This is a genomic window from Curtobacterium sp. UNCCL20, from assembly GCF_900101675.1.
Lineage (GTDB): Bacteria > Actinomycetota > Actinomycetes > Actinomycetales > Microbacteriaceae > Curtobacterium.
In genome coordinates, this window is sequence record NZ_FNKG01000001.1 from 1,646,181 (window position 1) to 1,672,085 (window position 25,905).

The 25,905-nt window shown below is 71.4% G+C and carries 21 protein-coding genes and 1 riboswitch; of the genes, 11 read left to right on the top strand and 10 right to left on the bottom strand.

The window, feature by feature from the left end; all coding sequences use genetic code 11:
- The first annotated feature begins 38 nt into the window (after positions 1-38).
- Together BLT36_RS08015 and BLT36_RS08020 are read left to right on the top strand one after the other, a co-directional pair.
- Positions 39-1,055 (top strand): ATP-binding cassette domain-containing protein, encoded by a 1,017-nt coding sequence (locus BLT36_RS08015; protein WP_092093752.1) that lies wholly within the window; start codon positions 39-41, stop codon positions 1,053-1,055.
- On the top strand, positions 1,052-1,909 hold the full coding sequence (locus BLT36_RS08020; protein ID WP_092093755.1) for an ABC transporter permease: 858 nt from the start codon (positions 1,052-1,054) through the stop codon (positions 1,907-1,909). Before BLT36_RS08015 ends, BLT36_RS08020 begins: the two co-directional genes overlap by 4 nt.
- Positions 1,910-1,927: 18 nt before the next feature.
- On the opposite strand, the gene BLT36_RS08025 is transcribed toward BLT36_RS08020, so the two are convergent.
- Positions 1,928-2,617 (bottom strand): LuxR C-terminal-related transcriptional regulator, encoded by a 690-nt coding sequence (locus tag BLT36_RS08025; protein ID WP_092093757.1) that lies wholly within the window; start codon positions 2,615-2,617, stop codon positions 1,928-1,930.
- Positions 2,614-3,951 carry an ATP-binding protein gene (locus BLT36_RS08030; RefSeq protein WP_092093760.1) on the bottom strand — a complete coding sequence of 446 codons (1,338 nt, stop codon included), beginning with the start codon at positions 3,949-3,951 and terminating at the stop codon, positions 2,614-2,616. The genes BLT36_RS08025 and BLT36_RS08030 overlap by 4 nt, the downstream gene beginning before the upstream one ends.
- 115 nt (positions 3,952-4,066) lie before the next feature.
- Here BLT36_RS08030 and BLT36_RS08035 point away from each other — a divergent pair, with 115 nt between their 5' ends.
- The 4 genes from BLT36_RS08035 (at position 4,067) to BLT36_RS08050 (ending at position 8,735) form a co-directional block, all read left to right on the top strand.
- Positions 4,067-5,419, top strand: coding sequence for a PspC domain-containing protein (locus BLT36_RS08035; protein WP_175529543.1), 1,353 nt, complete (start codon positions 4,067-4,069; stop codon positions 5,417-5,419).
- A gap of 11 nt (positions 5,420-5,430) precedes the next feature.
- Positions 5,431-5,736 carry a hypothetical protein gene (locus BLT36_RS08040; RefSeq protein WP_092093765.1) on the top strand — a complete coding sequence of 102 codons (306 nt, stop codon included), beginning with the start codon at positions 5,431-5,433 and terminating at the stop codon, positions 5,734-5,736.
- A 69-nt stretch (positions 5,737-5,805) separates the two neighbouring features.
- A complete protein-coding gene (locus tag BLT36_RS08045) occupies positions 5,806-7,791 on the top strand; it encodes an APC family permease (RefSeq protein ID WP_092093768.1) in 1,986 nt (661 codons plus the stop codon).
- Complete coding sequence (locus BLT36_RS08050; RefSeq protein WP_092093770.1) at positions 7,788-8,735, top strand: EamA family transporter; 948 nt, start codon at positions 7,788-7,790, stop codon at positions 8,733-8,735. The genes BLT36_RS08045 and BLT36_RS08050 overlap by 4 nt, the downstream gene beginning before the upstream one ends.
- Before the next feature lie 84 nt (positions 8,736-8,819).
- Here BLT36_RS08050 and BLT36_RS08055 read toward each other — a convergent pair whose 3' ends face one another.
- Entirely contained in the window at positions 8,820-10,502 is a 1,683-nt protein-coding gene (locus BLT36_RS08055) for a long-chain-fatty-acid--CoA ligase (protein WP_092093773.1), read from the bottom strand.
- Between the two features lie 139 nt (positions 10,503-10,641).
- Between BLT36_RS08055 and BLT36_RS08060 the strand changes: the two genes are divergently transcribed.
- Positions 10,642-11,592 carry an oxygenase MpaB family protein gene (locus BLT36_RS08060; protein ID WP_092093775.1) on the top strand — a complete coding sequence of 317 codons (951 nt, stop codon included), beginning with the start codon at positions 10,642-10,644 and terminating at the stop codon, positions 11,590-11,592.
- Between the two features lie 86 nt (positions 11,593-11,678).
- Here BLT36_RS08060 and BLT36_RS08065 read toward each other — a convergent pair whose 3' ends face one another.
- From BLT36_RS08065 to BLT36_RS18700, 4 genes are all read right to left on the bottom strand, one after another.
- Entirely contained in the window at positions 11,679-12,605 is a 927-nt protein-coding gene (locus tag BLT36_RS08065) for an aldo/keto reductase (protein ID WP_254787522.1), read from the bottom strand.
- A gap of 140 nt (positions 12,606-12,745) precedes the next feature.
- Positions 12,746-13,312 (bottom strand): TIGR03086 family metal-binding protein, encoded by a 567-nt coding sequence (locus tag BLT36_RS08070; protein ID WP_092093781.1) that lies wholly within the window; start codon positions 13,310-13,312, stop codon positions 12,746-12,748.
- Positions 13,313-13,883: 571 nt separating this feature from the next.
- Complete coding sequence (locus BLT36_RS08075) at positions 13,884-14,444, bottom strand: YceI family protein (protein WP_092093783.1); 561 nt, start codon at positions 14,442-14,444, stop codon at positions 13,884-13,886.
- 120 nt (positions 14,445-14,564) lie between these two features.
- Positions 14,565-15,509, bottom strand: coding sequence for a hypothetical protein (locus BLT36_RS18700; RefSeq protein ID WP_175529544.1), 945 nt, complete (start codon positions 15,507-15,509; stop codon positions 14,565-14,567).
- A gap of 532 nt (positions 15,510-16,041) precedes the next feature.
- Between BLT36_RS18700 and BLT36_RS08085 the strand changes: the two genes are divergently transcribed.
- The gene (locus BLT36_RS08085) at positions 16,042-17,046 is read left to right on the top strand and encodes an aldo/keto reductase family protein (protein ID WP_092094497.1); all 1,005 of its coding nucleotides are present in this window, start codon (positions 16,042-16,044) and stop codon (positions 17,044-17,046) included.
- 198 nt (positions 17,047-17,244) lie between these two features.
- The gene (locus tag BLT36_RS08090; protein WP_092093788.1) at positions 17,245-18,036 is read left to right on the top strand and encodes a polyprenol monophosphomannose synthase; all 792 of its coding nucleotides are present in this window, start codon (positions 17,245-17,247) and stop codon (positions 18,034-18,036) included.
- Between the two features lie 109 nt (positions 18,037-18,145).
- Here BLT36_RS08090 and treZ read toward each other — a convergent pair whose 3' ends face one another.
- From treZ to glgX, 3 genes are read right to left on the bottom strand one after another with little or no spacing between them, the layout of a single operon-like run.
- Complete coding sequence (gene treZ, locus BLT36_RS08095; protein WP_092093791.1) at positions 18,146-19,900, bottom strand: malto-oligosyltrehalose trehalohydrolase; 1,755 nt, start codon at positions 19,898-19,900, stop codon at positions 18,146-18,148.
- Entirely contained in the window at positions 19,897-22,374 is a 2,478-nt protein-coding gene (gene treY, locus BLT36_RS08100) for a malto-oligosyltrehalose synthase (protein WP_092093793.1), read from the bottom strand. The genes treZ and treY overlap by 4 nt, the downstream gene beginning before the upstream one ends.
- Positions 22,374-24,608, bottom strand: coding sequence for a glycogen debranching protein GlgX (gene glgX / locus BLT36_RS08105; RefSeq protein WP_092093796.1), 2,235 nt, complete (start codon positions 24,606-24,608; stop codon positions 22,374-22,376). Before glgX ends, treY begins: the two co-directional genes overlap by 1 nt.
- Positions 24,609-24,736: 128 nt before the next feature.
- On the opposite strand from glgX, the gene BLT36_RS08110 reads away from it, so the two are divergent.
- Together BLT36_RS08110 and BLT36_RS08115 are read left to right on the top strand one after the other, a co-directional pair.
- Positions 24,737-25,060: a hypothetical protein gene (locus BLT36_RS08110; protein ID WP_092093798.1), complete on the top strand. Its 324-nt coding sequence runs from the start codon at positions 24,737-24,739 to the stop codon at positions 25,058-25,060.
- A gap of 96 nt (positions 25,061-25,156) precedes the next feature.
- A riboswitch (TPP riboswitch) is annotated at positions 25,157-25,268 on the top strand.
- Entirely contained in the window at positions 25,263-25,901 is a 639-nt protein-coding gene (locus tag BLT36_RS08115; protein WP_092093801.1) for an ECF transporter S component, read from the top strand. (Overlaps the previous riboswitch by 6 nt.)
- The last annotated feature ends 4 nt before the right edge of the window (positions 25,902-25,905 follow it).

Genomic DNA, 25,905 nt, shown 5'->3' on the forward strand with positions numbered 1-25,905 from the left:
GACCTACTGATATGTTTCGTGGTCGACAAGGGAGCGCCATGGCCATCATCGAAGCATCCGGGCTGACCAAGACCTACCGGTCGAAGTCCGGTCCGGTACACGCCCTCGCCGGGCTCGACCTCTCGGTGCCGCAGGGCACCGTCAAGGCCCTGCTCGGTCCGAACGGCGCCGGCAAGACCACGGTGGTGAAGGTCCTCACGACCCTGATCACACCCGACACCGGCACGGCGACGATCAACGGGATCGACGTCGTCGCGGAGCCCCAGGCCACCCGTCGCTCGATCGGGGTGTCCGGGCAGTACGCCGCGGTCGACGAGAACCTCACCGGGTTCGAGAACCTCGAGATGATCGGGCGGCTCTACCACCTCGGTCACCGGACGGCCCGGCAGCGGGCACGCGAGCTGATCGACGTGTTCGACCTGTCCGAAGCGGGCGACCGTCCGGTGAAGGGGTTCTCCGGCGGCATGCGTCGGCGGATCGACCTGGCCGGGGCGCTCGTGATGAACCCCCGCGTGCTGTTCCTCGACGAACCGACCACCGGGCTCGACCCGCGCAGTCGCCTGGCGTTGTGGAGCATCATCGAGGACCTCGTGGCAGGAGGCACGACGGTGCTCCTCACCACCCAGTACCTCGAGGAAGCGGACCAGCTCGCCGACGACATCGCGGTGATCGACGGCGGGAAGGTCATCGCCGAGGGCACGTCCGACCACCTGAAGGCCCAGGTCGGCGGCCACCGCGTCGTGGTGACCCTGGTCGACGAGTCCGACGGCGACGCGGCCACCACCGTGCTCCGCCGCTCCGGGGTCGGCGAGGTCGAGGTCTCCGGCGACGGACGCACCCGGGCCGTCGCGGTCGAGGCCGGCCCGCACGCCCTGCAGCAGGTCCTCGCCGATCTCGGCGAAGCGGGCATCGAGCTGCACGACGCCGGCATGCGTCGCCCCACCCTCGACGACGTGTTCCTCCGGCTCACCGGGCACGCCGCCACCGATGACGACGACCAGGCCGACGGATCGCCGGGGTCCGGGCGTGCGAAGCAGAAGGAGGCGGCACGATGACCGCCACGACCACCACCAGCACGGCGCTCGGCCGGCAGCTCCCCGTCGTCGTCACCTCGCCCGCCGCGGTCTGGTTCGAAGACGGCTGGACCGTCACCAAGCGGAACCTCATCAAGATCAAGCGGTCGCCGGACATGCTCGTGTTCGCGGTCCTGCAGCCGATCATGTTCGTCCTGCTGTTCAGCCAGGTCTACGGCGGCGCGATCCAGGTGCAGGGTACCGACTACACGCAGTTCCTGATGGCGGGCATCTTCGCCCAGACCGTCGTCTTCGGGGCGACCTTCTCGGGGTCGGCGATGGCGCAGGACCTCAAGGAGGGGCTGATCGACCGGTTCCGCACACTCCCGATGTCGGCGTCCGCGGTGCTCGTCGGGCGGACGAACTCCGACCTCGTGCTCAACGGGATCTCGATGGCGATCATGATGCTCACCGGGCTCGCGGTCGGGTGGCGGGTGAACTCGTCGCCGGTGGAGTTCCTCGCCGGCGTCGGGCTGCTGCTGCTCTTCAGCTACGCGTTCAGCTGGGTGATGGCCCTGCTCGGGATGAGCGTGAAGACGCCCGAGGTGATCAACAACGCCTCGTTCATGATCCTGTTCCCGCTGACCTTCGTCTCGAACGCGTTCGTGCCGAGCGACACCCTGCCGCTGGTGCTGCGCGTGTTCGCCGAGTGGAACCCGGTGTCGTCGCTCGTGCAGGCGGCGCGCGAACTGTTCGGCAACGTCGGCTCGGCGCCGGTGCCGGACATCTGGACGATGCAGCACCCGATCACGACCGTGCTCATCGGGATCGCGGTGATGCTCGTGGTGTTCGTGCCCTGGTCCGTCAACAAGTACATGCGGATCAGCGCCAAGTAGCAGTGGGGGCGTGGGTGCTCAGAGCAGTTTCCGCTGGAGCGCCCACGCCGTCAGCTCGTGCCGGTTCGACAGCTGCAGCTTCCGCAGCACCTTCGACACGTGGGTCTCGACGGTCTTTACCGAGATGAACAGGTCGGCCGCGACCTCCTTGTACGCGTACCCGCGCGCGATGAGGCGCATGACCTCCTGCTCCCGGACGGACAAGCGGTCGAGCTCGGTGTCGACCTGGGCCGTCTCCCCGCTCACCGCCCCGAAGGCATCGAGCACGAACCCGGCCAGGCGTGGCGAGAACACCGCGTCCCCGTCGGCGACGCGTCGGACCGCCTCGGCGACGTCCGACCCCGACGAGCTCTTCGTGATGTAGCCCCGCGCCCCCGCCCGGATGACCCGGACGACGTCGTCGGCGGCGTCGGACACGCTCAGCGCGAGGAAGCGCGTCTCCGGGTGGTCGGGAGCGGCACGCGTGATCACCTCGGCACCGCCGCCTCCGGCACCGCCCGGCAGGTGCACGTCGAGGAGCACGACACGGGGAGCGGTCGCGGCGACGAGGGCGACCGCTTCGTCGACCGTCGCGGCCTCACCGACGACCTGGAGGCCCGTGGGCAGTCCGGCACGCACGCCGGCTCGGAAGATGGAGTGGTCGTCGACGATGGCGACCGTCAGCGGTGCCGCCTCGGGTCCGGTGGTTGGTGCGGCGTCGTCGGTCACGGGTGCTCCTCGGTGGGACGGTCGGCGGGCGAGGCGGGCGCGGTCGCGGCGGGCGCGGGCGTGGCGGGCGCGGTCGCGGTGGGCGCGGGCGCGGCGGGCGCTCCCGCCCGGGGTGCGTCGTCCGGCAGTGGCAGGGTGAGCCGGACCTCGGTGCCGGTGCGGCCCGGCCCCGGACCGATGGTGGCGCGGCCGCCGAGTCGGTGCATCCTGCCGACGATCGACTCGCGCACGCCGTAGCGTCCGTCCGGGATCGCGTCGGCGTCGAACCCCGGCCCGCGGTCGCCGACGCTGACCTCGACCCGGTCTGCCGCGGTCTCGGCGTACACGCTGATCGTGCCACCGGCGTGGCGTGCGGCGTTGAGCATGGCCTCGCGGGCGGCGGCGACGATGCCCTCGGGCAGGTCGGACCGGGCCGGGCCGATGGCGATCACCTCGATGCGGACCGGGTACTCGGTCTCGATGTCGGCGGCGGCCGCCCGGAGCCGCGCACCGAGGTCGCTTCGCGCCTCGGCCTGCTCGGTGAACAGCCACGACCGGAGTTCCCGTTCCTGCGCCCTCGCGAGCCGGGCGGCGTCGGATCCCGGTTCGGCGCGCTGCTGGATGAGCGCGAGGGTCTGCAGCACCGAGTCGTGCAGGTGCGCGGCGAGTTCGGCGCGCTCGACGTCGCGCACGCGGGCTGCCCGTTCCTCGGCGAGGTCCCGGACGAGGCGCACGACCCAGGGTGCGACGACGACGGCGACCCCCAGCAGCACAGCCACCGCGGCGGTGAGCACGGTCCACACGTTCGGGCGGCTGCTCGTGGTGAAGAAGAGCAGGATGCCGAGCACGACGAGCACGAGTGCGCCGAGTGCTCGGACGACGAGGCCCGAGGAGCCGGTGGTCCGGACGTTCCGGAGCGCGTCGAACTGTCGCCAGGCGAGGGCAGCGCCGGTGACCACGACCACGCCCGGCACGACGACCTCCAACGGGACCTCGGCTCCGAGTCGCGAGGCGACCATCGCGCCTCCGGCCGTCAGCAGCGCGATGCCGAGCAGGATCTCGACGACGGGAGCCCTGTGGGACCGGGTGTCCGGACCGGCCTCGGTGCCGTCCGCTCCACGGTCCGCCGCGGGCTCGGTCAGGATCGACTTCAGGGGTGCCGCGGTCGCCAGACCCTGGCTCGGGGTCGTCGCCCAGAGCCACGCGTAGAGGAGGACCCCGGCGCCCCCGCAGGCCGCGAGCACGACGGCCGCGATCCGCACGACGCCGACGGGCAGCCCGGTGTGCGTGGCGAACCCGCTGCAGACGCCACCGACGACCCGGAGGGCCGGGCGGGACATCGTGGCGGTCGGCATGCGGCCATCCTGACACCTCGGGGGTGCCCGGAGGCCGGTGCGGGGGTGGGGATCAGGGACCGGTCAGGGGGAACCCCGATGGTGGCGGGGCAACGGTGCCACGATGCTGGTCGACATGACACAACAGGACACCGGCGGCCCCGCGTCGGCGACACGGTTCTTCGACTGGATCCGGGGCATCCAGGTCACGCGTTCCGACGACCGCTGGCTCGCCGGCGTCTGCGGCGCCGTCGCCGAGCGGACCGGACTCGACCCGCTCGTCGTGCGCGGTGTCGCGCTCGTCGTCGCCCTGCTCGGCGGCCCGGTGTTCCTCGTCTACGCCGCCGGGTGGGCGCTCCTGCCGGACTCCTCCGGTCGCATCCACGCGGAGCGCATGCTGCGTGGCGTGGTCGACCCCGCCCTCATCGCGATCGGCGTCCTCGTCGTGCTGACGTTCGTGCCGGCCGTGCAGGGCATCTGGTGGCAGGGCGTCCCGGTCGCGTGGGGGATGCCCGACTGGCTGTCGGCCACCCTCGGCACCGCATGGACCATCGCCCTCGTCGGCGGTGTGGTGTGGCTGACCGTCGTCCTCGCCCGCCGCGGCACCCTCCGGCCCGATGGCACCGACCCCGCGGCCACCCGCGCACCGTCGACGGCGGACGGCACCGCCTCGGGTCCGGGCGCCGGCACGGCCGGAACTGCAGGGTCCACGGCGGACGCGGGGCGCGCCTCCTGGCAGTGGAACCCGACGGCCAGTCCTGCCGACCGGCACCGCGCGCACGTCGAGCGGATGCGTGCCGAACGGGAACGCGCTGCGGAGCGGCGCGCACGGTGGGCGGAGCGCCAGCCCGGCGCCGGGTTCGTCGCGGTGAGTCTCGGACTCGCGCTGGTCGCGGGGGCCCTCGTCGCGGTCTGGGCCCAGCAGACGGGCCTGCCCGTCGCGTTGCTCGGGATCGCCGCTGCGGTCGCCGTGCTCGCCGTCGCGACGATCGTCGCCGGCATCCGGGGACGCGAGAGCGGGGGACTCGGGCTCTTCTCGACCATCGGTGTCGTCGCCCTCGTCATCACCGGCGTGCTGCCCGCGGGGACCCAGGTGAGCGTCATCGGCGGGACCACCTGGCGGGTCGACGACGTCGGCCGCGGCGCCGAACGGGACTACGCGATGGTCGTCGGCGGCCCCACGCTCGACCTGCGCTCGCTCGACGAGGCCGACGGCGGCGGACGGGTGGACCTCTGGCTCGGTGCTGGCGGCGCCACCGTGCAGCTGCCGACCGACGCCCCGGTGCGGGTCGAGGTGAGCGGCGTCGGGTACGGCGTCGACCTCGACCCGGGGGACGACTCCGACGACGGGCTGGGCGGCTTCCTCGGCACCACCACCGTCGAGAACCGGGCGGCCCGCTCCGCGAGCGCCGCCGACACCACGACCGTGCACGTCTGGGTCCTCGGCGGGGGCGTCGACGTCCCGCGCGCCGTGCCCGTCGACCAGTGAGGAACGCGACCATGTCGAACGACGAGACCACCCCGATCCCGGACCCTGCGTCCACGACCGCTGCCGCCGCCACCACCCCGGCGGCTGGTCCCGATCCCGCTGCGGTCCCCGTGCCCGCCGCCCGTGCGCGCCGCTCGCCGCGGTTCGGCACCGTCTTCTGGGGTGTCGTGCTCCTGGTGTTCGCCGCGACGATGGCGGTGAGCGCGCTGCCCTGGTTCTCGGTCGACCCGGTCACGCTGCTCCTCGGGGCGTGCATCGCCGCGGGCGTGCTGCTCGTGGTGGCGGGTGTCGCCGCCGTCGTCGCCCGGCGGGGGTGACGCCACCGGCCGGTCCGATCGCCGTCCGGGTGCAGCACAGCGACACCCGGACGGCTTACGATCGACTCCGTGACCGCGACAGACGCCGAGCGGGCCGCGGAACACGACGCGACCGAGCCATCCCTCGACCGCAGCACCCGTGTCCGCCGCTGGATGCTGCACGGCGCCGACCAGGGCGCCTCGCACCAGGGACCGCACCAGGTCGAGGTCGAGAAGACGCACTCGTGGTGGCGCGTGATGTGCCTCACCGGCGTCGACTACTTCTCCACCCTCGGCTACCAGCCCGCCATCGCTGCCCTCGCCGCCGGGCTCCTGTCGCCGATCGCCACGATCGTCCTCGTGCTCGTCACCCTGTTCGGGGCGCTGCCGGTCTACCGTCGGGTGGCGCAGGACAGCTTCCGCGGTGCCGGGTCGATCATGATGCTCGAGAAGCTGCTGCCCTGGTGGGCGGGCAAGCTGTTCGTGCTCGTGCTGCTCGGGTTCGCGGTGACGGACTTCATGATCACGATGACCCTGTCGGCGGCGGACGCCACGGCGCACATCGCCGAGAACCCGTACACGCCGCACTGGTTCACCGAGATCCCCGTCCCGCTCACGCTCGCGCTGCTGCTCCTGCTCGGCATCGTGTTCCTCCGCGGCTTCAAGGAGGCGATCGGCATCGCGGTGGTGCTCGTCGGCGTGTTCCTGGCGCTCAACGCGATCGTCGTCGTGGTCTCCCTCTGGCACGTGTTCGAGCACCCGACGGTGGCGAGCGACTGGTGGGGTGGCCTGACCGCGCAGCACAGCAACCCGCTCGTGATGGTCGGCATCGCGCTGCTCGTCTTCCCGAAGCTCGCGCTCGGTCTGTCCGGCTTCGAGACCGGTGTGGCCGTGATGCCCCAGGTGCGCGGCGACGCCTCCGACGAGACGAGCGCGCGGCCCGAGGGTCGGATCCGCGGGACGAAGCGCCTGCTGACGGTCGCGGCGATCATCATGAGCACGTTCCTCATCACGTCGTCGATCGTCACGACGTTCCTCATCCCGCAGCGCGAGTTCCAGCCCGGCGGCGGCGCGAACGGGCGTGCCCTGGCGTACCTGGCGCACGAGTACCTCGGCGGCGTGTTCGGCTCCGTCTACGACTTCTCCACCGTGGCGATCCTGTGGTTCGCCGGTGCGAGCGCGATGGCGGGTCTGCTGAACCTCGTGCCACGCTTCCTGCCGCGGTACGGCATGGCGCCGCAGTGGGCGCGGGCCACCCGGCCGCTCGTCATCATCTTCACGCTCATCGCGTTCGTGATCACGATCATCTTCGACGCCAACGTGGACGCCCAGGGCGGCGCGTACGCCACCGGCGTGCTCGTGCTCATCACGAGCGCCGCGGTCGCGGTGACGCTGTCCGCGCGGCGGAAGCAGCAGAAGAAGCGGACCATCGCGTTCGGCGTGATCTCGGTCGTGTTCGTCTACACCACCATCGCGAACGTCATCGAGCGGCCCGACGGCGTCCGGATCGCCGCGGTGTTCATCGTCGCGATCGTGGTCGTGTCGCTCATCTCGCGCGTCCGGCGCTCGTTCGAGCTCCGCGCGTCGTCGATCGAGCTGGACGCCACCGCCCGGCAGTTCGTCGAGGCCGACGCCGACCAGTTCAGCTCGGTCTGCATCATCGCCAACGAGCCCGGAGCCGGCACCGCCGCGGCGTACCGTTCCAAGGGGCGCGAGGAGCGCCGCGACTCGGGCATCCCGGCTCGGGTGCCGACGATGTTCCTCGAGGTGCTGCCGGCCGACTCCTCCGACTTCGAGGAGGACCTGGTCGTCGAGGGCCACGTCATCCACGGGTTCCGCGTGCTCAAGGTCCGCTCCGGGAACGTTCCGAACACCATCGCGTCGACGCTCCTGGCGATCCGGGACATCGCCGGCGTCGTCCCGAGCGTCTACTTCGAGTGGAACGAGGGCAGCCCGATCCGGAACGCGATCCGCTTCGTGTTCACCGGCGCGGGGGACGTCGCCCCGGTGACGCGCGAGGTCCTCCGTGAGGCCGAGCCCGACGTGAACCGCCGCCCGAGCGTGCACGTGTCGTGACGGACGGCGCGGCCAGGCCGGTCGGCGGGCTCGTCGCGGTCGTCGTCGCGGCGGCCGTGTGGGGCACCACCGGGACGGCGACGCACTTCGCCCCCGGCGTCCCCGCCTTCGTGTTCGGCGCGGTGACGTTCGGCCTCGGCGGCCTCGTCCTCGCCGCCGTCGCGGGTCGCGGGACAGCCCGGGCGATCGCTCGGCGCGCCACCCGTGGATGGGTGCTCCTCGGCGCGGCGTCGCTCGTCGTCTACGCGGTCGCCTTCTACGCCGCGCTCGCCGACGCGGGGGTCGCGCTCGGCACCACGATCGCGATCGGGTCGTCGCCGGTCTTCGCCGGCCTGGTCGAGTGGGTGTCGGACAGGAGGCGCGTCACCCCCGGGTGGGTCGTCGCCACCCTGGTGAGCGTGGTCGGCATGGTCGTCGTGACGCTGGCACGGTCCGAGGGATCCGGTCCCGAGGGGTCGCTGGCGCTCGGGCTCGGCAGTGCGCTCCTCGCCGGACTGACCTACGCGCTGTACTCGTGGGCGGTCGCGCGCGGGATGCAGGCATCGGTCGTGTCCGTCCCGGGAGGGCCGGGCGCCGAGATCGCCGCGCGGGACCGACCGGGCGGCCGCGGGGTGGTCGGCGCGGTGTTCGGGCTCGCTGCGCTCCCGCTCGTGGTGCTCGCCGTCGTCGGGGGCCACCAGTTCCTCGGGGTCGCCGCGCACTGGCCGGTGTTCCTGTACCTGGCGCTCGTGCCGACGGTGCTCGGGCACTCGCTGTACGCCGTCGGGCTGCGGAGCGTCAGCGCCTCGGTCGCGACGCTGCTGTCGCTGTTCGAGCCCGTCGTGGCCGCGGTGCTCGCCGTCGTGGTGGTGGGGGAGCACCTCGGTGTGGTCGGCTGGGTCGGCATCGGGCTGGTGGTCGTCGGGCTGGCGGTGCTGGCGGTGCCCGGGCGCGGGCGGCGGTAGTCCGGGCTCGCTGCTCGCTGCTCGCTGCTCGCTGCTCGCTGCTCGCTGCTCGCTGCTCGCGCGCTACTCGCTACTCGCTACTCGCTACTCGCCGAGGATCTGGTCGCGCACCTTCCGCCGCAGCACCTTGCCGATCATCGAGCGGGGGAGGTCCTCGACCACGACGACCCGACGCGGCACCTTGTACGCCGCCAGCTGCTCGCGCGACCATGCCCGGAGCGCCTCGGGGTCGAAGGTCCCCGGGTCCTTCGGGACGACCGCGGCGACGACCTGCTCGTTGCCGGCCTGGGTGATCCCGACCACCGCGACCTCGCGGACGCTGGGGTGCTTCAGGAGGGCGTCCTCGACCTCGGACGGCGAGACGTTGAACCCGCCGGTGATGATGAGCTCCTTGAGCCGGTCGACGATCTTGACGTACCCGTCGGCGTCGATCGACACGATGTCCCCGGTGCGGAACCAGCCGTCGGGCGTGAAGACCTCGTCGGTCGCCTCGGCCTTGCCCCAGTACCCGCGGAACACCTGGGGACCGCGCACCTGCAGCTCGCCGGCCTCGTCGGTGCCGAGCACCTTCGAGCCGTCGTCCGGGTCCACCACGCGCGCCTCGGTGGAGGACAGCGGGAGGCCGATCGCGCCGAGCCGGCGGTTCGGCGAGACGGGGTTCGCCATGAGCACGGGGGAGCACTCGGACAGGCCGTAGCCCTCGACCAGGTAGCCGCCGGTCCGGGCCTCCCACGGTTCGACGACGTCCTGTGAGAGGGGCATCGCACCGGAGATCCCGATCTCGATGCCCTCGAGCGACACCCCCGCCGAGTCGGCCGCGTGCTGCAGCCGGGTGTAGATCGGCGGGACGGCCGGCAGGAACGTCGGCGGGTGCTTCCGCATCGCCTTGAGGACGAGGGCGGGATCGAACGCCGGGAACAGCACGAGCCGCGAGGCCATGCTCATCGCGAAGGTCAGGCAGAGCGTGAGCCCGTACGCGTGGAACATCGGCAGCACGGCGTAGACGACGTTGTCGCCGCGGCGGATCTGCGGCACCCAGAGGCGGGCCTGCGTCGCGTTCGCGAGCAGGTTGCGGTGGCTGAGGACGGCACCCTTCGGGACACCGGTCGTGCCGGATGTGTACTGGATGAGCGCGATGTCGTCGGTGCCGGGGCGCGGGTGGCGCTTCGACAGCTTCCGGGTCGACGCCAGGTCGTCCCACTTGACCGTGCCGCGCACCTTCGTGGTCAGCTTCGCGCGGGACTCCCGCGCCTTGGCGACCGGCAGGGCCAGGGCGAGCCGGGTGCTGCGGGGCATTGCGCGGGTGAGGTCGACCGACACGATCGCGTCGAGCGCCACGTCGGCGGGGAAGTCCTGCAGCGTCGCGACGGACTTGTCCCACGCGATCGCGACCTTCGCGCCGTGGTCCTCGAACTGGTGCCGGAGTTCGCGCGGCGTGTAGAGCGGGTTGTGCTCGACGACGATCCCGCCGAGCCGGAGCACCGCGTAGAACGCGACGATGTGCTGCGGGCAGTTCGGCAGGACGATCGCCACCCGGTCCCCGGCGGAGACACCGAGTTTCCGGAGACCGTTCGCCGCACGGAGGATCTGCTCCTCGAGCTCGGCGTAGGTGGTCGTCCGCCCGAAGAACTCGAGCGCGACCTTCCCCGGGAAGCGCCTGGCCGACTCCTCCACGATGTCGGCGAGGGAACCCGTGGGCTCCTCGATGTCGTGCGGGACCCCCGGGGCGTACGAGGCAAGCCAGGGACGAGGCGTGTCGATGCTCACGCCACCCAACCTAGCGGGCCGCCCGGGCAGCGGCTGGGAGGCGTCGCGGTCTCGGCACACCGGTCATCGCTCGCGACGCCGATCACCCGGTGCACACGATGCCGAGCGCGTTGTCAGGGGCACGACGGACGATGGCGGCATGCCCTCCGTCGCGGACGCCTTCCGATCCCGCCTCAACGACACCTTCACCGGCGGCGCCACCGAGCGCCCCGCGTGGATCGACGAGCTCGAACAGGGCTCCGACGCGGGGTTCTTCGGCCCCGGCTCCGCCACCTGGTCCGTGCACGGCGGCAAGCAGACCACGCTCGCGGGCGTCCGTGCACTCCTCGTCCAGGCGCTCCACCCCGGGGCACTGGCAGGCGTCGCCGACCACTCCCGCTACCGTGAGGACCCGTTCGGTCGCCTCGCCGGCACGATCCGCTGGATCTACACGGTCTCGCACGGCGACACCGCGGCGGCGACGAGCGCCAGTCAGTGGGTCCGGAAGCTGCACGAGCGCGTCCGCGGCGAGTACGTCGACGGACACGGGGTCACCCGGCCGTACGCGGCGAACGACGTCGACCTCGCCCGCTGGGTGCACCTCGCCTTCACGGACGCCTTCCTCCGGAGCGCGCAGCTCTGGGGTGAGCCGATCCCCGGCGGCCCGGACGCCTACGTCCGCGAGTGGGCGATCGCCGGACGGCTGATGGGCGTCGAGGACGCCCCCGAGTCCGACGCGGAGCTCCGCGCCCAGATGAACGGGTACCTCGACCGCGGCGAACTCGCGGTCACCGCCCGCACCAAGGACGTCGTCCGGTTCATCAAGAACCCGCCGGTCGCCCGCCTGCTCCGGCCCGGCTACCGTGCGCTGTTCGACGGTGCGGTCGCGTCGCTCGACCCCCGGCACCGCTCGATGCTCGGCCTGCGGACCCCGGCGGTCGGCCCGGTCGAGTTCCCGGTCCGGCGGACCGCGGGACTCGTGATGGACGGGATCGGCGCGGTCCTCGGACACCAGCCCGGCACGGAGCGCGCAGCGCTCACGCGCATCGCGCGCCTCCGACGCGGGGACGACGAACGACGTGCATCCGGCGACGTGGGTGCGACCGTGTAGCCGTCACGAGCGGTGGACGCGACCACTGACGGCCTGGAGGCGCGGTGCCAGCTGGCGCCGCGCCTCCAGGCCGTCAGCCGGGTGCGTCAGAAACCCGACGGCACCCGGGGCGTGTACGCGGACTCGAGCCGCGTCACCTCGTCGGCCGTGAGCGTGATCGCCGACGCGGCCACGGCGTCGTCGATGTGGTGCTCCTTCGTCGCACCCACGATCGGTGCGGACACCGCGTCCTTGCCGGCGACCCAGGCCAGCGCGATCTGCGCCATCGGGACGCCGCGCTCGTCGGCGACGGCCTGCACCGCGTCGACGATCGCGCGGTTCGCGTCCTCGTCCTGACGGTAGAGCGTCTTGCCGAACTCGTCGGTCTCCGAACGGGAGCCGGAGCCGGACGCGTCCCAGGGGCGGGTCAGCTTGCCGCGGGCGAGCGGGCTCCACGGGATGACGCCGACGCCGGTGTGGGCGCAGAACGGGTGCATCTCGCGCTCCTCCTCGCGTTCGAGGAGGTTGTACTGGTCCTGCATGCTGACGAACTTCGTCCAGCCGTGCCGTTCCGCGACGTGCTGCATCTCGGCGAACTGCCACGCCCACATGCTGCTCGCGCCGATGTAGCGCGCCTTGCCGGCCTTCACGACGTCGTGCAGCGCCTCCATCGTCTCCTCGACCGGCGTCTCCGGGTCGAACCGGTGGATCTGGTACAGGTCCACGTAGTCCGTCCCGAGGCGGGTCAGCGACTCGTCGATCTCGTGCATGATCGCCGCCCGCGACAGCCCCGCACCGTTCCGACCCGGACGCATCCGGTTGAAGACCTTCGTGAAGACCTGGACCTCCTCGCGCGGGGCGAGTTCCTTGAGGAGCTCGCCGGTGATCTCCTCGCTGCTGCCCGCCGAGTACACGTTCGCGGTGTCGAAGGCCGTGATGCCGGCCTCGTACGCGCGGCGGACGAACGGGCGGGCGGCGTCGATGTCGACGCTCCACGGGTGGGCGCCGCGGTCCGGGTCGCCGTACGACATCATGCCGAGGACGACGCTGCTGATCTGGAGGCCCGAGCCGCCGAGTCGGACGGTGCCGGTGCCGGTGCTGGTGCTGGTGCCGGTGCCCGTGCCGTTGCTGGTGCCGGTGCTGCTGCTGGCGTTTGCGGTTGCGTCTGCTGCGCTCATGCCTTCACTCTGGCATCGCGGCCTGTGACGGCGAGCAGGCGGACCTGCAGCGGAGCGTCCTCGTCGACGTCGACCGGCGCGGCGTACAGCCCGGTCGCGGCGAGGTCCTCGATCTGCGGCTCGAAGTGCTCCCACACCGCCAGGACGAGTTCGTCCGGGAGTCGCTCGTCCGATCCGGTCGCCCGGGCGAGGTCCCACGTGTGGATCGTGATGTCGCTCGTCTGCTCGGTGAGGTACTGCGCGGCCGGGACGACGTCGGTCTGCAGGTGCACGGGCGTGTCCTGCGGTGCGTTCCGCCAGGCATCGGTCGCGGCGGTGGCGAAGCGTTCCCACTCGGTGAGGAGGTCGTCGCCCACCTCCTCGAGGTCTGCCTCGGCCTGGGCGTAGTCGCAGCCCGTGAGGAGCTTCGGGATCCAGCGCTGCTCGTCCACGACGTGGCGGACGAGGTCGCGGGTGGTCCACTCGGAGTCGGGGGTCGAGGCGTCCCAGTCGGTGACGGCGGCGACGCGGCGGCCGAACTCGGCTGCCGCGAGGGCCTGCAGCGCGATCCAGTCGGTGGCCATGGTGGTGCTCCTCTTCGTCGGGGTGGTGCGGGTGTTCGCGTGCGGGGCGGTCGTGCTCGGTGGGTGTGCTCGGCGGGTGTTGTGCTCGCGTGGGTGTGCTCGCCCTCAACCGCTGGCCGCCGCCACGGATTCCCGCCCTCACGCTACGCCCGCGCGAGTCATGCGCGAGCCATGCGCGGGCCATGCGCGGGCCATGCGCGAGCGATGCGCGGGCCATGCGCGAGCGGACGAAACACCGGGGTGCCGAACCGGAGGAGCCTGGTATTCCGCCCGCTCGGCCGTGCGAGCGTCACGCCCGAGGGAACCAACGGCCGCGCTGGGCGTGAACGGGCGAAATGCCGCGGTCGCGGGCCGCGGGAACCCGGGCGTATCGCCCGCTCGGCGACCGCGGACTTCGAGGGACGCCGCGACCGCCACCGCGGACCCGCGCGAGCCGTGACGGCGCCCGCAGTCCGGGGCGGCCGGGAACGACGAACGCCCCGACTCCGTGGGGGAGGAGTCGGGGCGTTCGTCTCGGTTCGGGTGGTCTTGCTGGTGTTCGGTGCCCTCAGTCGGGCGGGTTCGCCGGAGCTCAGGCCGCCTGGAGGACGAACTGCACGTCGAGGTTGATCGTCACGTCGTTGCCGAGCGTGAAGCCACCGGCCTCGAGCGCGGCGTTCCAGTTCACGCCGAACTCGGTGCGGTCGATCTTCGTCGTCGCCTCGGCACCGAACTTGACCTGGCCGTAGCCGTCCGTGGTGAAGCCACCGAGCTCGGCCTTGAGGACGACCGGCTTGGTGACGCCGCGGAGCGTGAGGTCGCCGGCGATGTGCAGGTCGTCGCCCTTGGCCTCGATGCCCGTCGAGCGGAAGGTGAGCTGCGGGTGCTCCTCGGTGAGGAAGAAGTCACTCGTCTTGAGGTGCTGGTCGCGCTGCTCCTGCCCGGTGTTGATCGACGCCACGTCGATGTTCGCCTCGACGGTCGACTCGAGCGGGTTCTCGGCGGTGACGACGGTCGCGTCGAAGGTCTCGAACTTGCCCTTGACCTTGCTGATGGCGAGGTGGCGGACCGAGAAGGTGACCTCGGAGTGGGTCGGGTCGATCTTCCAGGTGCCGGTCTGGTAGCCGGGAACGGTTGCGGCGGTGAGCGTCATGATGAGTCCTTCTTCCGAACGAGCGAGTCTGTGTGCTGCGACGCGGACGAACCGGACCCCCGATCCATGCGCCCGCATCGAACTGATGCGACGCCAGTCTGCACCCTTTTGGTTGAAGCGTCAACCATTGTTCGGTGAACGTGTTCCCATGCGCGTGTCGTGGGACCCGGCGAGGCCGATCTGGAGCAGCCGCCAGACCCTCGCGACGAACCGGTCCACATCTCGTCCGACGTCGTCGGCGGTGGCACGCACGAGCCACCAGCCCACGTCCTTGAGGTGCTCCCCGCGAGTGAGGTCCTTCCGGAAGGTCGCCGCGTCGGTGCGATGGAGGTCGCTCTCGTACTCGATCGCAACCCTCGCCGCCGGGTACGCGAGGTCCACGCAGGCAACCCACCGCCCTTCGACCACGACGTCGTGGTTCAGTGCCGGTGCGGGGAGCCCACGTCGCATCAACGCCAGCCGAGTCCTCGTCTCGCCTGGGGACCGAGAACCGACCACGATCTCCCCGAGTGCGGCCCGGAGTTTCCGGACGCCCCGGATCCCTCGTCGTCGCCGGACAGCCGTCACCAGTTCGTCGAGCGTGACCCAGCCGAGCCATCCGACGAGCGCATCTCCGACGATGACCAGTTCGTCGATCGTCAAGACCGCGCCGAGCGTGACGAAAGTGTCTGCGGGACTGCTGATCGGGACGCCTCGTGACATCGACATCCGGACAGTGCCGTACTTCGCCCGGTGTCCGACGGCTCCGCGCACACGCAGTGCCTGATCGACACCGATCGTCGTCACGTGGAGTCGGGGATCCCGCTCGATCCTGCGGGGCAGCGGGAAGCCGAGGACGGCGGCAGCGGTGACGTGGCTGAAGACCTGGTCGGGCCGGAGTCGCGGTGCGAGCGCCCGTGCGCGTTCCTCGGTCGTGCGCGGCTCGAACCAGGTGCGGATCCCGTGGAACGGACGGACGAGGTCACGCGCGTCCAGTCGGCCCCGCGACACCCCCTTGTGCAGGGCGGTCCGGACGCGGAAGGAGGCGTTCCGCAGGACCAACGGGAGTGGACGTCTGGCGGTCATCACCACATGCTCGTGCCGGGTCGGTGTGCTGAACGCGAGTCGCGCCTCCAGTGTGGATGGTCGCGGTCGCGACCCGCTTGTGGAGGAGGAATCTCCGCTGCGCCAGCGGGCGGAATGCCGGGGTTGCTTCGCTCGCCGACCCGGGGGTTCCGCCCGCTCGCGGAGGGCGGAGGGCGGAGGGCGGAGGGCGGACGGCAGCGGACAGAGGGAGGACGCAAGGCCGACGGGGACTCCGCATGGGTGAGGTGGTCGAAGCGCGAACGCGCAGCGCGTCGAGCGGGCGGAATGCCGGGGTCCAGTGATGAACGGACCGCGGTATTTCGCCCGCTCGTGCCAGAGCCCGCGCCAGAGCGAGCGCGCCCCCGTCCGCTCGGCGCCCGCGCCCGCGCCCGCTCCGCGCCCGCGCCCCGCCCCCGCGCCCGCCCCCGCCCGCCCGCCCCCGCCCGCGCCGCGCCCGCGCCCACCCGCCCACCGCCCGGCAGGTACTCGCACGGCCCCTCACGCCCACCCGAAGCCCGGTAGCGTCAGGGGCATGGAATTCAGGTACCTGGGCAACTCCGGACTCAAGATCTCCGAGATCACCTACGGCAACTGGCTGACGCACGGCTCGCAGGTCGAGAACGACGTCGCCACCCAGTGCGTGCGGGCAGCGCTCGACGCCGGCATCACCACGTTCGACACCGCGGACACGTACGCCAACACCGCCGCCGAGAAGGTCCTCGGCGAGGCGCTCAAGGGGGAGCGGCGCGCCGGCCTCGAGGTCTTCACGAAGGTCTACTGGCCGACCGGCCCGAAGCAGCACAACGACGTCGGCCTCTCGCGCAAGCACATCATGGAGTCGATCAACGGCTCCCTGACGCGGCTGCAGACCGACTACGTCGACCTCTACCAGGCGCACCGCTACGACCACGAGACCCCGCTCGAGGAGACGATGCAGGCGTTCGCCGACGTCGTCCGACAGGGCAAGGCGCTCTACATCGGCGTCAGCGAGTGGAATGCCGAGCAGATCCGTGCGGGCGCCGCGCTCGCGAAGGAACTCGGCTTCCAGCTCATCTCGAACCAGCCGCAGTACTCGATGCTGTGGCGCGTCATCGAGGGCGAGGTCGTCCCCGCGTCGAAGCAGCTCGGGCTGTCGCAGATCGTCTGGTCGCCCATCGCGCAGGGCGTGCTCACCGGCAAGTACAAGCCGGGCCAGCCGCTGCCCGAGGGCTCCCGCGCCACGGACGAGAAGGGCGGCGCGGACATGATCAAGCGGTTCATGCGCGACGAGGTCCTCGAGGCCGTCCAGCGCCTGCAGCCCGTCGCCGACCAGGCCGGTCTCACGCTCGCGCAGCTCGCGATCGCGTGGACCCTGCAGAACGAGAACGTCGCGTCGGCGATCGTCGGCGCCTCGCGTCCGGAGCAGGTCACCGACAACGTCAAGGCCGCGGGCGTCACCCTCGACGCCGATGCGCTCAAGGCCATCGACGAGGCGCTCGGCGACATCCCGGAGCGCGACGCGTCGAAGACGGTCAGCCCGGCGCAGCGTCCCGCCTGATCCGCAACCCACTGACGGCCTGGAGGCGCGGTGCCAGCTGGCACCGCGCCTCCAGGCCGTTCGGCAGTCGCGTCGCGAGCGGCGCGCCGGTCGGAAGGCTCAGTCCGTTCCCTGCGCAGACTGATCGTGTTCGCAGACCTCTCGTCGGAGGGATGCAGGTCGATCCCGATATCGTCGGGGTGAAGCGCAAGGAGCACCATGAGCACGACCCTGGTCATCATCCCGACCTACGACGAAGCGGAGAACGTCCGCCCGATCGTGGCGCGCACGCTCGCGGCGACCGACGAGCACGTGCACGTGCTCGTCGTCGACGACAACTCCCCGGACGGCACCGGTGCCATCGCCGACGCGATCGCCCGTGAGACCGACCGGGTCCACGTCAAGCACCGCACCGTCAAGGACGGCCTCGGCGGGGCGTACCTCGCCGGGTTCGCCTGGGGGCTCGAGCACGGCTACGACAAGCTCGTCGAGATGGACGCCGACGGCTCGCACCACCCGGAGTACCTGCCGGAGATGATCGCGCTCGCCGACACCAACGACCTCGTGCTCGGCTCGCGCTGGATCCGCGGCGGCAAGGTCGAGAACTGGCCCTGGTACCGCGAGGTGCTCTCCCGCGGTGGGAACCTCTACACGCGCATGGCTCTCGGCATCGCGGTGCGCGACGCCACGGGAGGCTTCCGCGTGTTCACCGCCCGTGCGTTCGAACGGATCGACCTCGCCGGCGTCGCCTCGAAGGGGTACTGCTTCCAGGTCGACCTCTGCTGGCGCGCGCTCGAGGCGGGCCTGCGCGTCGTCGAGACCCCGATCACCTTCACCGAGCGCGAGTTCGGCGTCTCGAAGATGAGCGGGAACATCGTGCGCGAGAGCCTCACCCTCGTGACGAAGTGGGGCATCGACCGACGACTCCGCGAGGCACGGTCCCTCGTGAAGGACCACCGCCGGCTGCCGTCGGTGCGGACGAACGCGCACGCGGTCAGCGACCACATCTGAGCATCCGGTCTGCGAGAGCGACAGATCCCCGTGGGCTTCCCACGGGGATCTGTCGCTTTCGCTTTCGCTTTCGCTGTCGCTGTCGCTGTCGCTGTGGCTGGAGCGGCGCTCAGCGCACCACGACGACGCCTCGTCCGGTGAAGCGGATGCAGTCCGTCTCGACCTCGGCCTCGCCGAAGCGGTAGAGCTCCTCGCCGACGGCGCCGGGGACGGGCACCTCGGCCGCGTCGTCGAGGAAGTTCACCACGATGTGCACCGGTGCCACGTCCGGCCCGAGCAGCCCTCGGGTCAGGACGAGCCAGCGCCGGTCCTCGCTGAACCGGACGGCGTTCGCCTCGTAGCGCGGGTCGACGAACGCCTGGTCGGTGCGGCGCAGCGCGATGAGCACCCGGTACGCCCGCAGGATCGTCGACCCCCGCTCGGAGTCGACGTCAGCCCAGTCGAGCTTCGAGTTCGTGAACGTCGACGGGTCCTGCGGGTCCGGCACCGCCGACTCGTCCCAGCCGTGTTCCGCGAACTCGGCGATGCGTCCCTTGGCGGTGGCCTCGCCGAGCTCCGGCTCCGGGTGTGACGTGAAGAACTGCCAGGGGGTGGTGGCAGCGAACTCCTCGCCCATGAAAAGCATCGGCGTGAACGGGCCGAGCAACGTCAGGGCCGCCGCGATCACGAGGCCCTCGTCGGTCAGGGACGCTGCGAGCCGGTCGCCCGCTGCCCGGTTGCCGATCTGGTCGTGGTTCTGGTTCGCGACGACGAGCGCCGTCGCCGGGGAGGTCCCGCGGTCGATCGGTCGGCCGTGCCGCTTGTGCCGGAACGACGACCACGTGCCGTCGTGGAAGAACCCGTGCTGCAGGACCTTCGCGAGCGCCGACAGCGGGGCGAAGTCGGCGTAGTAGCCGTTCGTCTCGCCGGTCAGTGCCACGTGCACCGCGTGGTGGAAGTCGTCCGACCACTGCCCGGCGAGCCCGTAGCCCGCGGACTCCTGCGGGCGGAACATGATCGGGTCGTTGAGGTCCGACTCCGCGATCAGTGACAGCGGACGCCCGACGAACGACGAGAACGCGTCGGTCTCGGACGCCATCGCCTGCAGCACGTGCGGGCGGGTGGTGTCGCGGATCGCGTGTACGGCATCGAGCCGGAGCCCGTCGACGTGGTGGTCGCGGAACCACATCCGGACGTTGTCGAGCACGTACCGGCGGACCTCCGGGTGCTCGACGTTCACGGAGTCGCCCCACGTGTTGCCGAGTCCCTGCAGCAGGTACGGCCCGTACAGCGGGAGGTAGTTGCCGCTCGGCCCGAGGTGGTTGTAGACGACGTCCTGGATGACGCCGAGGCCGAGCGCGTGCGCCCGGTCGACGAACCGGTCGTACGCGTCCGGGCCGCCGTACGGGGCGTGCACGGCGAACCAGCCGACCCCGTCGTAGCCCCAGTTCCACTCGCCGTTCACCGCGTTCACCGGGAGCAGCTCGACGAACTCGACCCCGAGCTCCACCAGGTGGTCGAGCTTCGCGGCTGCCGCGTCGAGCGTGCCCTCCGGTGTGTAGGTGCCGACGTGCATCTCGTAGATGACACCACCGCGTGCGGGGCGTCCGGTCCACGCGTCGTCCGTCCACGAGAACCGGGAGGGATCGACCACCTCAGAGGGGCCGTGCACCCCCTCGGGCTGGAACCGGCTGCGCGGGTCGGGCCGAACCGCGTCGTCGTCGTCGATGCGGAACCCGTAGCGGGCGCCGACGTGGGGGAGCACCTGGTCGGTCGTCCACCAGTCGTCGTCGCCGCGGGTCAGCGGGTACTCGGTGCCGTCGACGACGAGGCGGACCCGCTCGGGAGCGGGGGCCCAGACGCCGTAGCGGTCGGGAACGGTCATGCGTGCCCCTCCAGGATGTCGATCTCGGCCTGCTCGTCGGACTCGCCGACGTCACCGGCAGCCGCCGGGTCGGTGGTCGCGGCGCCGGCAGCCGCCGGGCCGGTGGTCGCGGCGCCCGCGCCGGCCTCGGTCCCGTGGTCGGTCGGATCCACGACGTGCGCGGGGACGAGCAGTGCCACCGGGTAGTCGGTGAGCAGTTCGGACAGGGCGATGCCCCGGGCAGCGGGTACCCGGCGGCCGGTCAGCAGGTCGACGCGGTCGAGCGGAACCGGGTGCACGAGCGTGTCACCCCACCCACCGACGCGTCGCAGCCCGATCGGCAGTCGCGTGGCGATCGTCACGGCACCGCCGCGGTCGAAAGCGAGTACGTGGTCGGCTGCGCTCCCGGTGGCCTCGAGCGCGAGGTACCGGGTGAAGAGCTCCGGGTGGTCGCGTCGGACTCGGAGCGCCCGGCTGGTCACCAGCAGCTTCGCGGCTCCGTCGATCCCGATGCTCGGCAGGTGCTCCGGGCCGTCGTCGTCCGGCCCGTCGAGTTCGGCGAGGACGTGCCGGCGTTCGGCGTAGTCCACCGCCCGACGGTTGTCCGGGTCGACCAGCGAGCGGTCCCAGAACTCGGTGCCCTGGTACACGTCTGGGACGCCGGGGGCGGTGAGCTGCACGAGCTTCTGCGCGAGCCCGTTCGACCAGCCCGCAGCGTCGATCCGTTCGTCGAGCGCGTCGAGCACGGCGACCACGGCGGGATCGTCGAACGCCGCGTCCACGAGCGCGTGCATGCGGCGCTCGAAGTCCTCGTCCGGTTCAGTCCACGTGGTGCTGTCACCCGCCTCGCGCGAGGCCTTCTCGGCGTAGGCGTGCAGGCGCTCCCGACTTGCGGGGCGTGCACCGACGACCGCCTGCCAGAGCAGGTCCGCCAGCACGGCGTCCTCGAGCGGTGCGAGGGACTGCAGTCGTTCCAGCGCGGTCGCCCACTCCGGCGCGATCTCGGCGAGGACGGCGATGCGCGCGCGGGTGTCCTCGCTGCGCTTCGTGTCGTGCGTCGTGAGCGTCGTCATCGTGTGCGGCCAGCTGCCGAGCCGATCGCGCTGAGCCTGGTGGAAGTCCGCGACGGACACCGAGAACACGCTCGGGTCGCCACCGACCTCGCTCAGGCTGGTCAGGCGCGACGTCCGGTAGAACGCGGTGTCCTCGACGCCCTTCGCCATCACCATGCCGCTGGTCTGCTGCAGGCGGATCGCGGCGGCGTTCGACGGGTCGACGAGCGCCGGGGCGATCCGGTCGATCACGTCGTCGAGGTCCGGGCGGGCCTCGGCGGCGCGTTCGAGTGCGTCGATGAGGTGGTGCGCTCCCTCGGGGAGGTACGTCCGGTAGACGTCGAACGAGGCGACGACCTCGGCCAGCGCGTCAACGACCCGCTCGTGCGGGAACCCGTCGGTGACCGGAGCCAGCAGTCGGGCGAGTCGTTCGACCTCGCTGCCGAGGATGCCGTCCGCGATGCCGCGACGGGTGTCGTGCGTGAGCTGCTGCCAGTCGGTCGGTTCGGCGCCGGACGCAGCGGTCAGCGTTTCCTCGCCGGCGGGGTCGACGAAGACGCGGTCGAGCACCCCGAGGGCGTCGTACCCGGTCGTACCGTCGACCGGCCAGGAGCTCGGCAGCTGCTCACCGGGCTCGAGGATCTTCTCGACGAGCGTGTAGGCGCCGCCGGTCAGCCCGGCGAGGTCCTGCAGGTACCCGGCGGGGTCGTACAGGCCGTCCGGGTGGTCGATGCGGAGGCCGTCGACCAGCCCGTCGCGGAACCAGCCCCCGATCGTGTCGTGCGACGCCGCGAACACCTCGGGTTCTTCCACGCGGATGGCCGCGAGGGTGTTCACCGCGAAGAACCGGCGGTAGTTCAGCTCGTGGTCGGCCCGCTTCCAGTGCACGAACTCGTAGTGCTGCCTGGCGTGGACGGCCTCGACCGTGTCGCCGTCGTGCACCGTGCCCGGAGCAGTCGGGTACGCCGTGTCGCCGAGGTACAGGCGCCCGTCGCGGAGTTCGACCGCGTCGAGGAGCCGGTCGTCGAGCACCGGCACGCGGAGCCTGCCGTCGCCGGCCTGCCAGTCGACGTCGAACGCCCAGGCGACGGGGGAGTCCTGCCCGTGCTCGAGCAGGGACCACCACCACGGGTTCGACTCGGGGGTGGCGACACCGACGTGGTTCGGCACGACGTCGACCAGGACGCCGAGTCCTGCGGTGTGCGCGGCCTCGGCGAGCGCCCGGAGCGCGTCGTCGCCGCCGCGCTCGGTGTCGACGTGGCTGTGGTCGACGACGTCGTAACCGTGCTGCGAGCCCGGTTCGGCCTGCAGCACCGGCGACAGGTACAGCCAGTCGGCGCCGAGGTCACGCACGTAACCGACGACGTCCTGCGCCTGCCGGAGGTCGAAGTCCGGCGTGACCTGCAGTCGGTAGGTGGATGCCGGGGTGCGGCGTTCGGCCATCACGCACCGCCCGTCGTGCCGGAGGGTGCGGTCGAGCCGGCCGGGTTCGCCGGGGTGACGGCGCTCTGCGGGGCCGGGGTGATCGGCTCGCTGAACTCGACCTCGACCGGGGTCACCGTGACCTCGTGCTCCGGCTCTGCCCGCAGCACGATCAGTGAGCGTGCGGGCACGTCGAGCGGCGTGCCGGCCTCGAGGACCTCGTCGCGGGCACCGGGGTCCGCCGTGTCGATCCGGACGGTCCACCCGGGGGCGTACTCCTCGGGCGGCAGGGTGAACGTCACCGTGTCGTCGTGGGCGTTGAAGTACGTGATGAACGCGACGTCGGTGACCCGCTCGCCGCGGGAGTCACGTCCGCGGATGCCCTCGCCGTTCAGGTACATGCCGACGCTCTTGCCGAAGCCGGAGTCCCAGTCCTCGGGGTCCATGGCGTCACCCGAGGGGGTCAGCCACACCACGTCGGGCAGTGGTTCGCCCTCGCCGCGGCGGACCGGACGCCCGTTGAAGTAGCGCGTGCGCCGGAACGTCGGGTGGTCATGCCGGAGCTTGACGACGTCGGCCGTGAACTGGATGAGCTCCTCGTCCGCCGACTCCCAGTCGATCCAGCTGAGCTCGGAGTCCTGCGCGTAGACGTTGTTGTTGCCCGACTGTGACCGTCCGAGCTCGTCGCCGTGCGCGATCATCGGGACGCCCTGGCTGAGGAGCAGCGTCGCCAGGAAGTTGCGGCGGCGCTGGACGCGGAGTGCGTTCACCGCTTCGTCGTCGGTCGGCCCCTCGGCCCCGGAGTTCCAGGAGCGGTTGTGGCTCTCGCCGTCGTTGTTGTCCTCGCCGTTGGCCTCGTTGTGCTTCTCGTTGTAGGCGACGAGGTCGTACAGCGTGAAGCCGTCGTGCGCGGTGATGAAGTTGATGCTGGCCTTCGGCGTCCGGCCGTCGTGCTCGTAGAGGTCTGCCGAGCCGGAGATCCGGGAGGCGAACTCGCCGAGGGTCGAGGGCTCGCCGCGCCAGAAGTCACGGACGGTGTCACGGTACTTGCCGTTCCACTCCGACCACTGCGGCGGGAAGTTGCCGACCTGGTAGCCACCGGGGCCGACGTCCCACGGTTCGGCGATGAGCTTCACCTGGGACACGATCGGGTCCTGCTGCACGAGTTCGAAGAACGCCGACAGCCGGTCGACCTCGTAGAACTCGCGGGCGAGCGCAGCGGCGAGGTCGAAGCGGAAGCCGTCGACGTGCATCTCGGTCACCCAGTAGCGGAGCGAGTCCATGATGAGCTGCAGCGAGTGCGGGTGCCCGACGTTGAGCGAGTTGCCGGTGCCGGTGTAGTCCATGTAGTACCGCTGGTCGTCGTCGACGAGGCGGTAGTACGCCGCGTTGTCGATGCCGCGGAACGACAGGGTCGGACCGAGGTGGTTGCCCTCGGCCGTGTGGTTGTAGACGACGTCGAGGACGACCTCGATGCCGGCGCGGTGGAGCTCGCGCACCATCGTCTTGAACTCCTGCACCTGCTGCCCCTGGTCGCCCGAGGACGAGTAGTGGGAGTGCGGTGCGAAGAACCCGATGGTGTTGTAGCCCCAGTAGTTCGACAGCCCCTTGTCCTGCAGCGTCGAGTCGTTGACGAACTGGTGCACGGGCATCAGCTCGAGCGTCGTGACGCCGAGGCGCTTGAGGTGCTCGATGACGGCCGGGTGCGAGACGCCGGCGTAGGTGCCGCGCTGCTCTTCCGGGACGTCGGGGTGGGTCTCGGTGAGGCCCTTGACGTGCGCTTCGTAGATCACCGTCTCGCCGTACGGGGTCCGCGGCGGGCGGTCTCCCTGCCAGTCGAAGAACGGGTTGATCACGACGCCCTTCATCATGTGCGACGCGGAGTCGTCCTCGTTCGTCGAGTCCGGGTCGCCGAAGGTGTACGAGAACAGCGACTGGTCCCAGTCGATGTCCCCGCTGGTCGCCTTGGCGTAGGGGTCGAGCAGCAGCTTCGACGGGTTGGTCCGCAGCCCCTTCGCGGGGTCGTACGGGCCGTGCACGCGGAAGCCGTACTGCTGGCCGGGGCCGACGTTCGGGAGGTACGCGTGCCAGACGTACGCGTCCACCTCGAGCAGGGGGACGCAGGTCTCGTTGCCGTCGTCGTCGAAGAGACAGAGTTCGACGCGTTCGGCGACTTCGCTGAAGAGCGCGAAGTTCGTGCCGCTTCCGTCGTAGGTCGCCCCGAGCGGGTACGGGTTGCCGGGCCAGGTGTGCAAGCGGTCCTCCAGATGTGGGTTTCGCCAACTTATCGGCGGGGGCCGTCCGCGTCCGCAGACAAGCCCCCTCCGTGGACGGTTCCCGGACGAAGCAGCCTGTGGAGGAACGGGCGAGTAGCCTCCGCCGCATGGCCAACATCGTGTCGCAGATCGCAGAGAAGGTACGCCCGGTGGGCGTGTCCACGAACTACGGGGAGCCGGTCGAGGTCGGTGACCAGACCCTCATCCCGGTGTCCCTCGGCTGGTTCGGGTTCGGCGGTGGCGGGGACGGCGACGAGAACGGCGGCGGTGGCGGCGGCGCCGTCTCCATCCCGATCGGCGCCTACGTCCGCCGTCCCGGCAAGGACCTCGAGTTCGAGCCGAACCTCATCTCCCTGATGGCCGTCAGCATCCCGGTCATCTGGGTGACCGGCACCGTCCTGCGCAAGCTGGTGCGCGTCCTCAAGAAGTGACCCACTGACGGCCTGGAGGCACGTGGCGGCCTCGCCACGCGCCTCCAGGCCGTCGTCATGGTCGCGTCACGTGCGCGTGGGACGCGTCTAGACTGGCCAGACACACACGGGAGTCCGGAACCACCGGGCTGAGAGGGAGCGAACGGCGCTCCGACCGTCGAACCTGATCCGGATCATGCCGGCGCAGGGAGGAGTCAGAGTCATGTCTGCAGGCAATCTCACCGCCACACCGTCGATCGCCAGGCGCTCGCTGCGCTGGCGGGTCGTCGACATCGTCGTCGCGAGCGTCCTCGCCGTCGCGCTCGGCGTCGTCTTCCGGGTCTGGGAGTTCGGCTACGAGCCGCTCAGTGCGCTGATGGCGCTGGTGCTCCCGGGCACGCAGGCACTGTTCGGCGGGGTCTGGCTGCTCGCCGGACCCGTCGTCGCGATCGTCGTCCGGAAGCCCGGAGCCGCGCTCTACGGCGAGATCGTCGCCGCCTCGGTCGAGGCCCTGTTCGGGACCCAGTGGGGCTGGGGCACACTCGAAGCGGGCCTCGTGCAGGGCCTCGGGGCGGAGCTCGTCCTCGCGCTCTTCCTGTACCGGGTGTACCGCCTGCCGGTCGTCGTGCTCGCCGGTGCCGCCGCCGGGCTCGCGCTCGGCATCAACGACAGCATCATCTGGTACGCCGGACTCGACGCCGGGTTCAAGGCCGTCTACATCGTCTCGGCCGTGGTGTCGGGCGCGGTGATCGCCGGACTCGGTTCGTGGTTCCTCGTGCGGGCGCTCGCCGGTACCGGGGTCCTGTCGTCCTTCGCCGCGGGTCGTGAGCACTCGAGGCGTCGGACCAGCGCCGTCGCGTGACCGT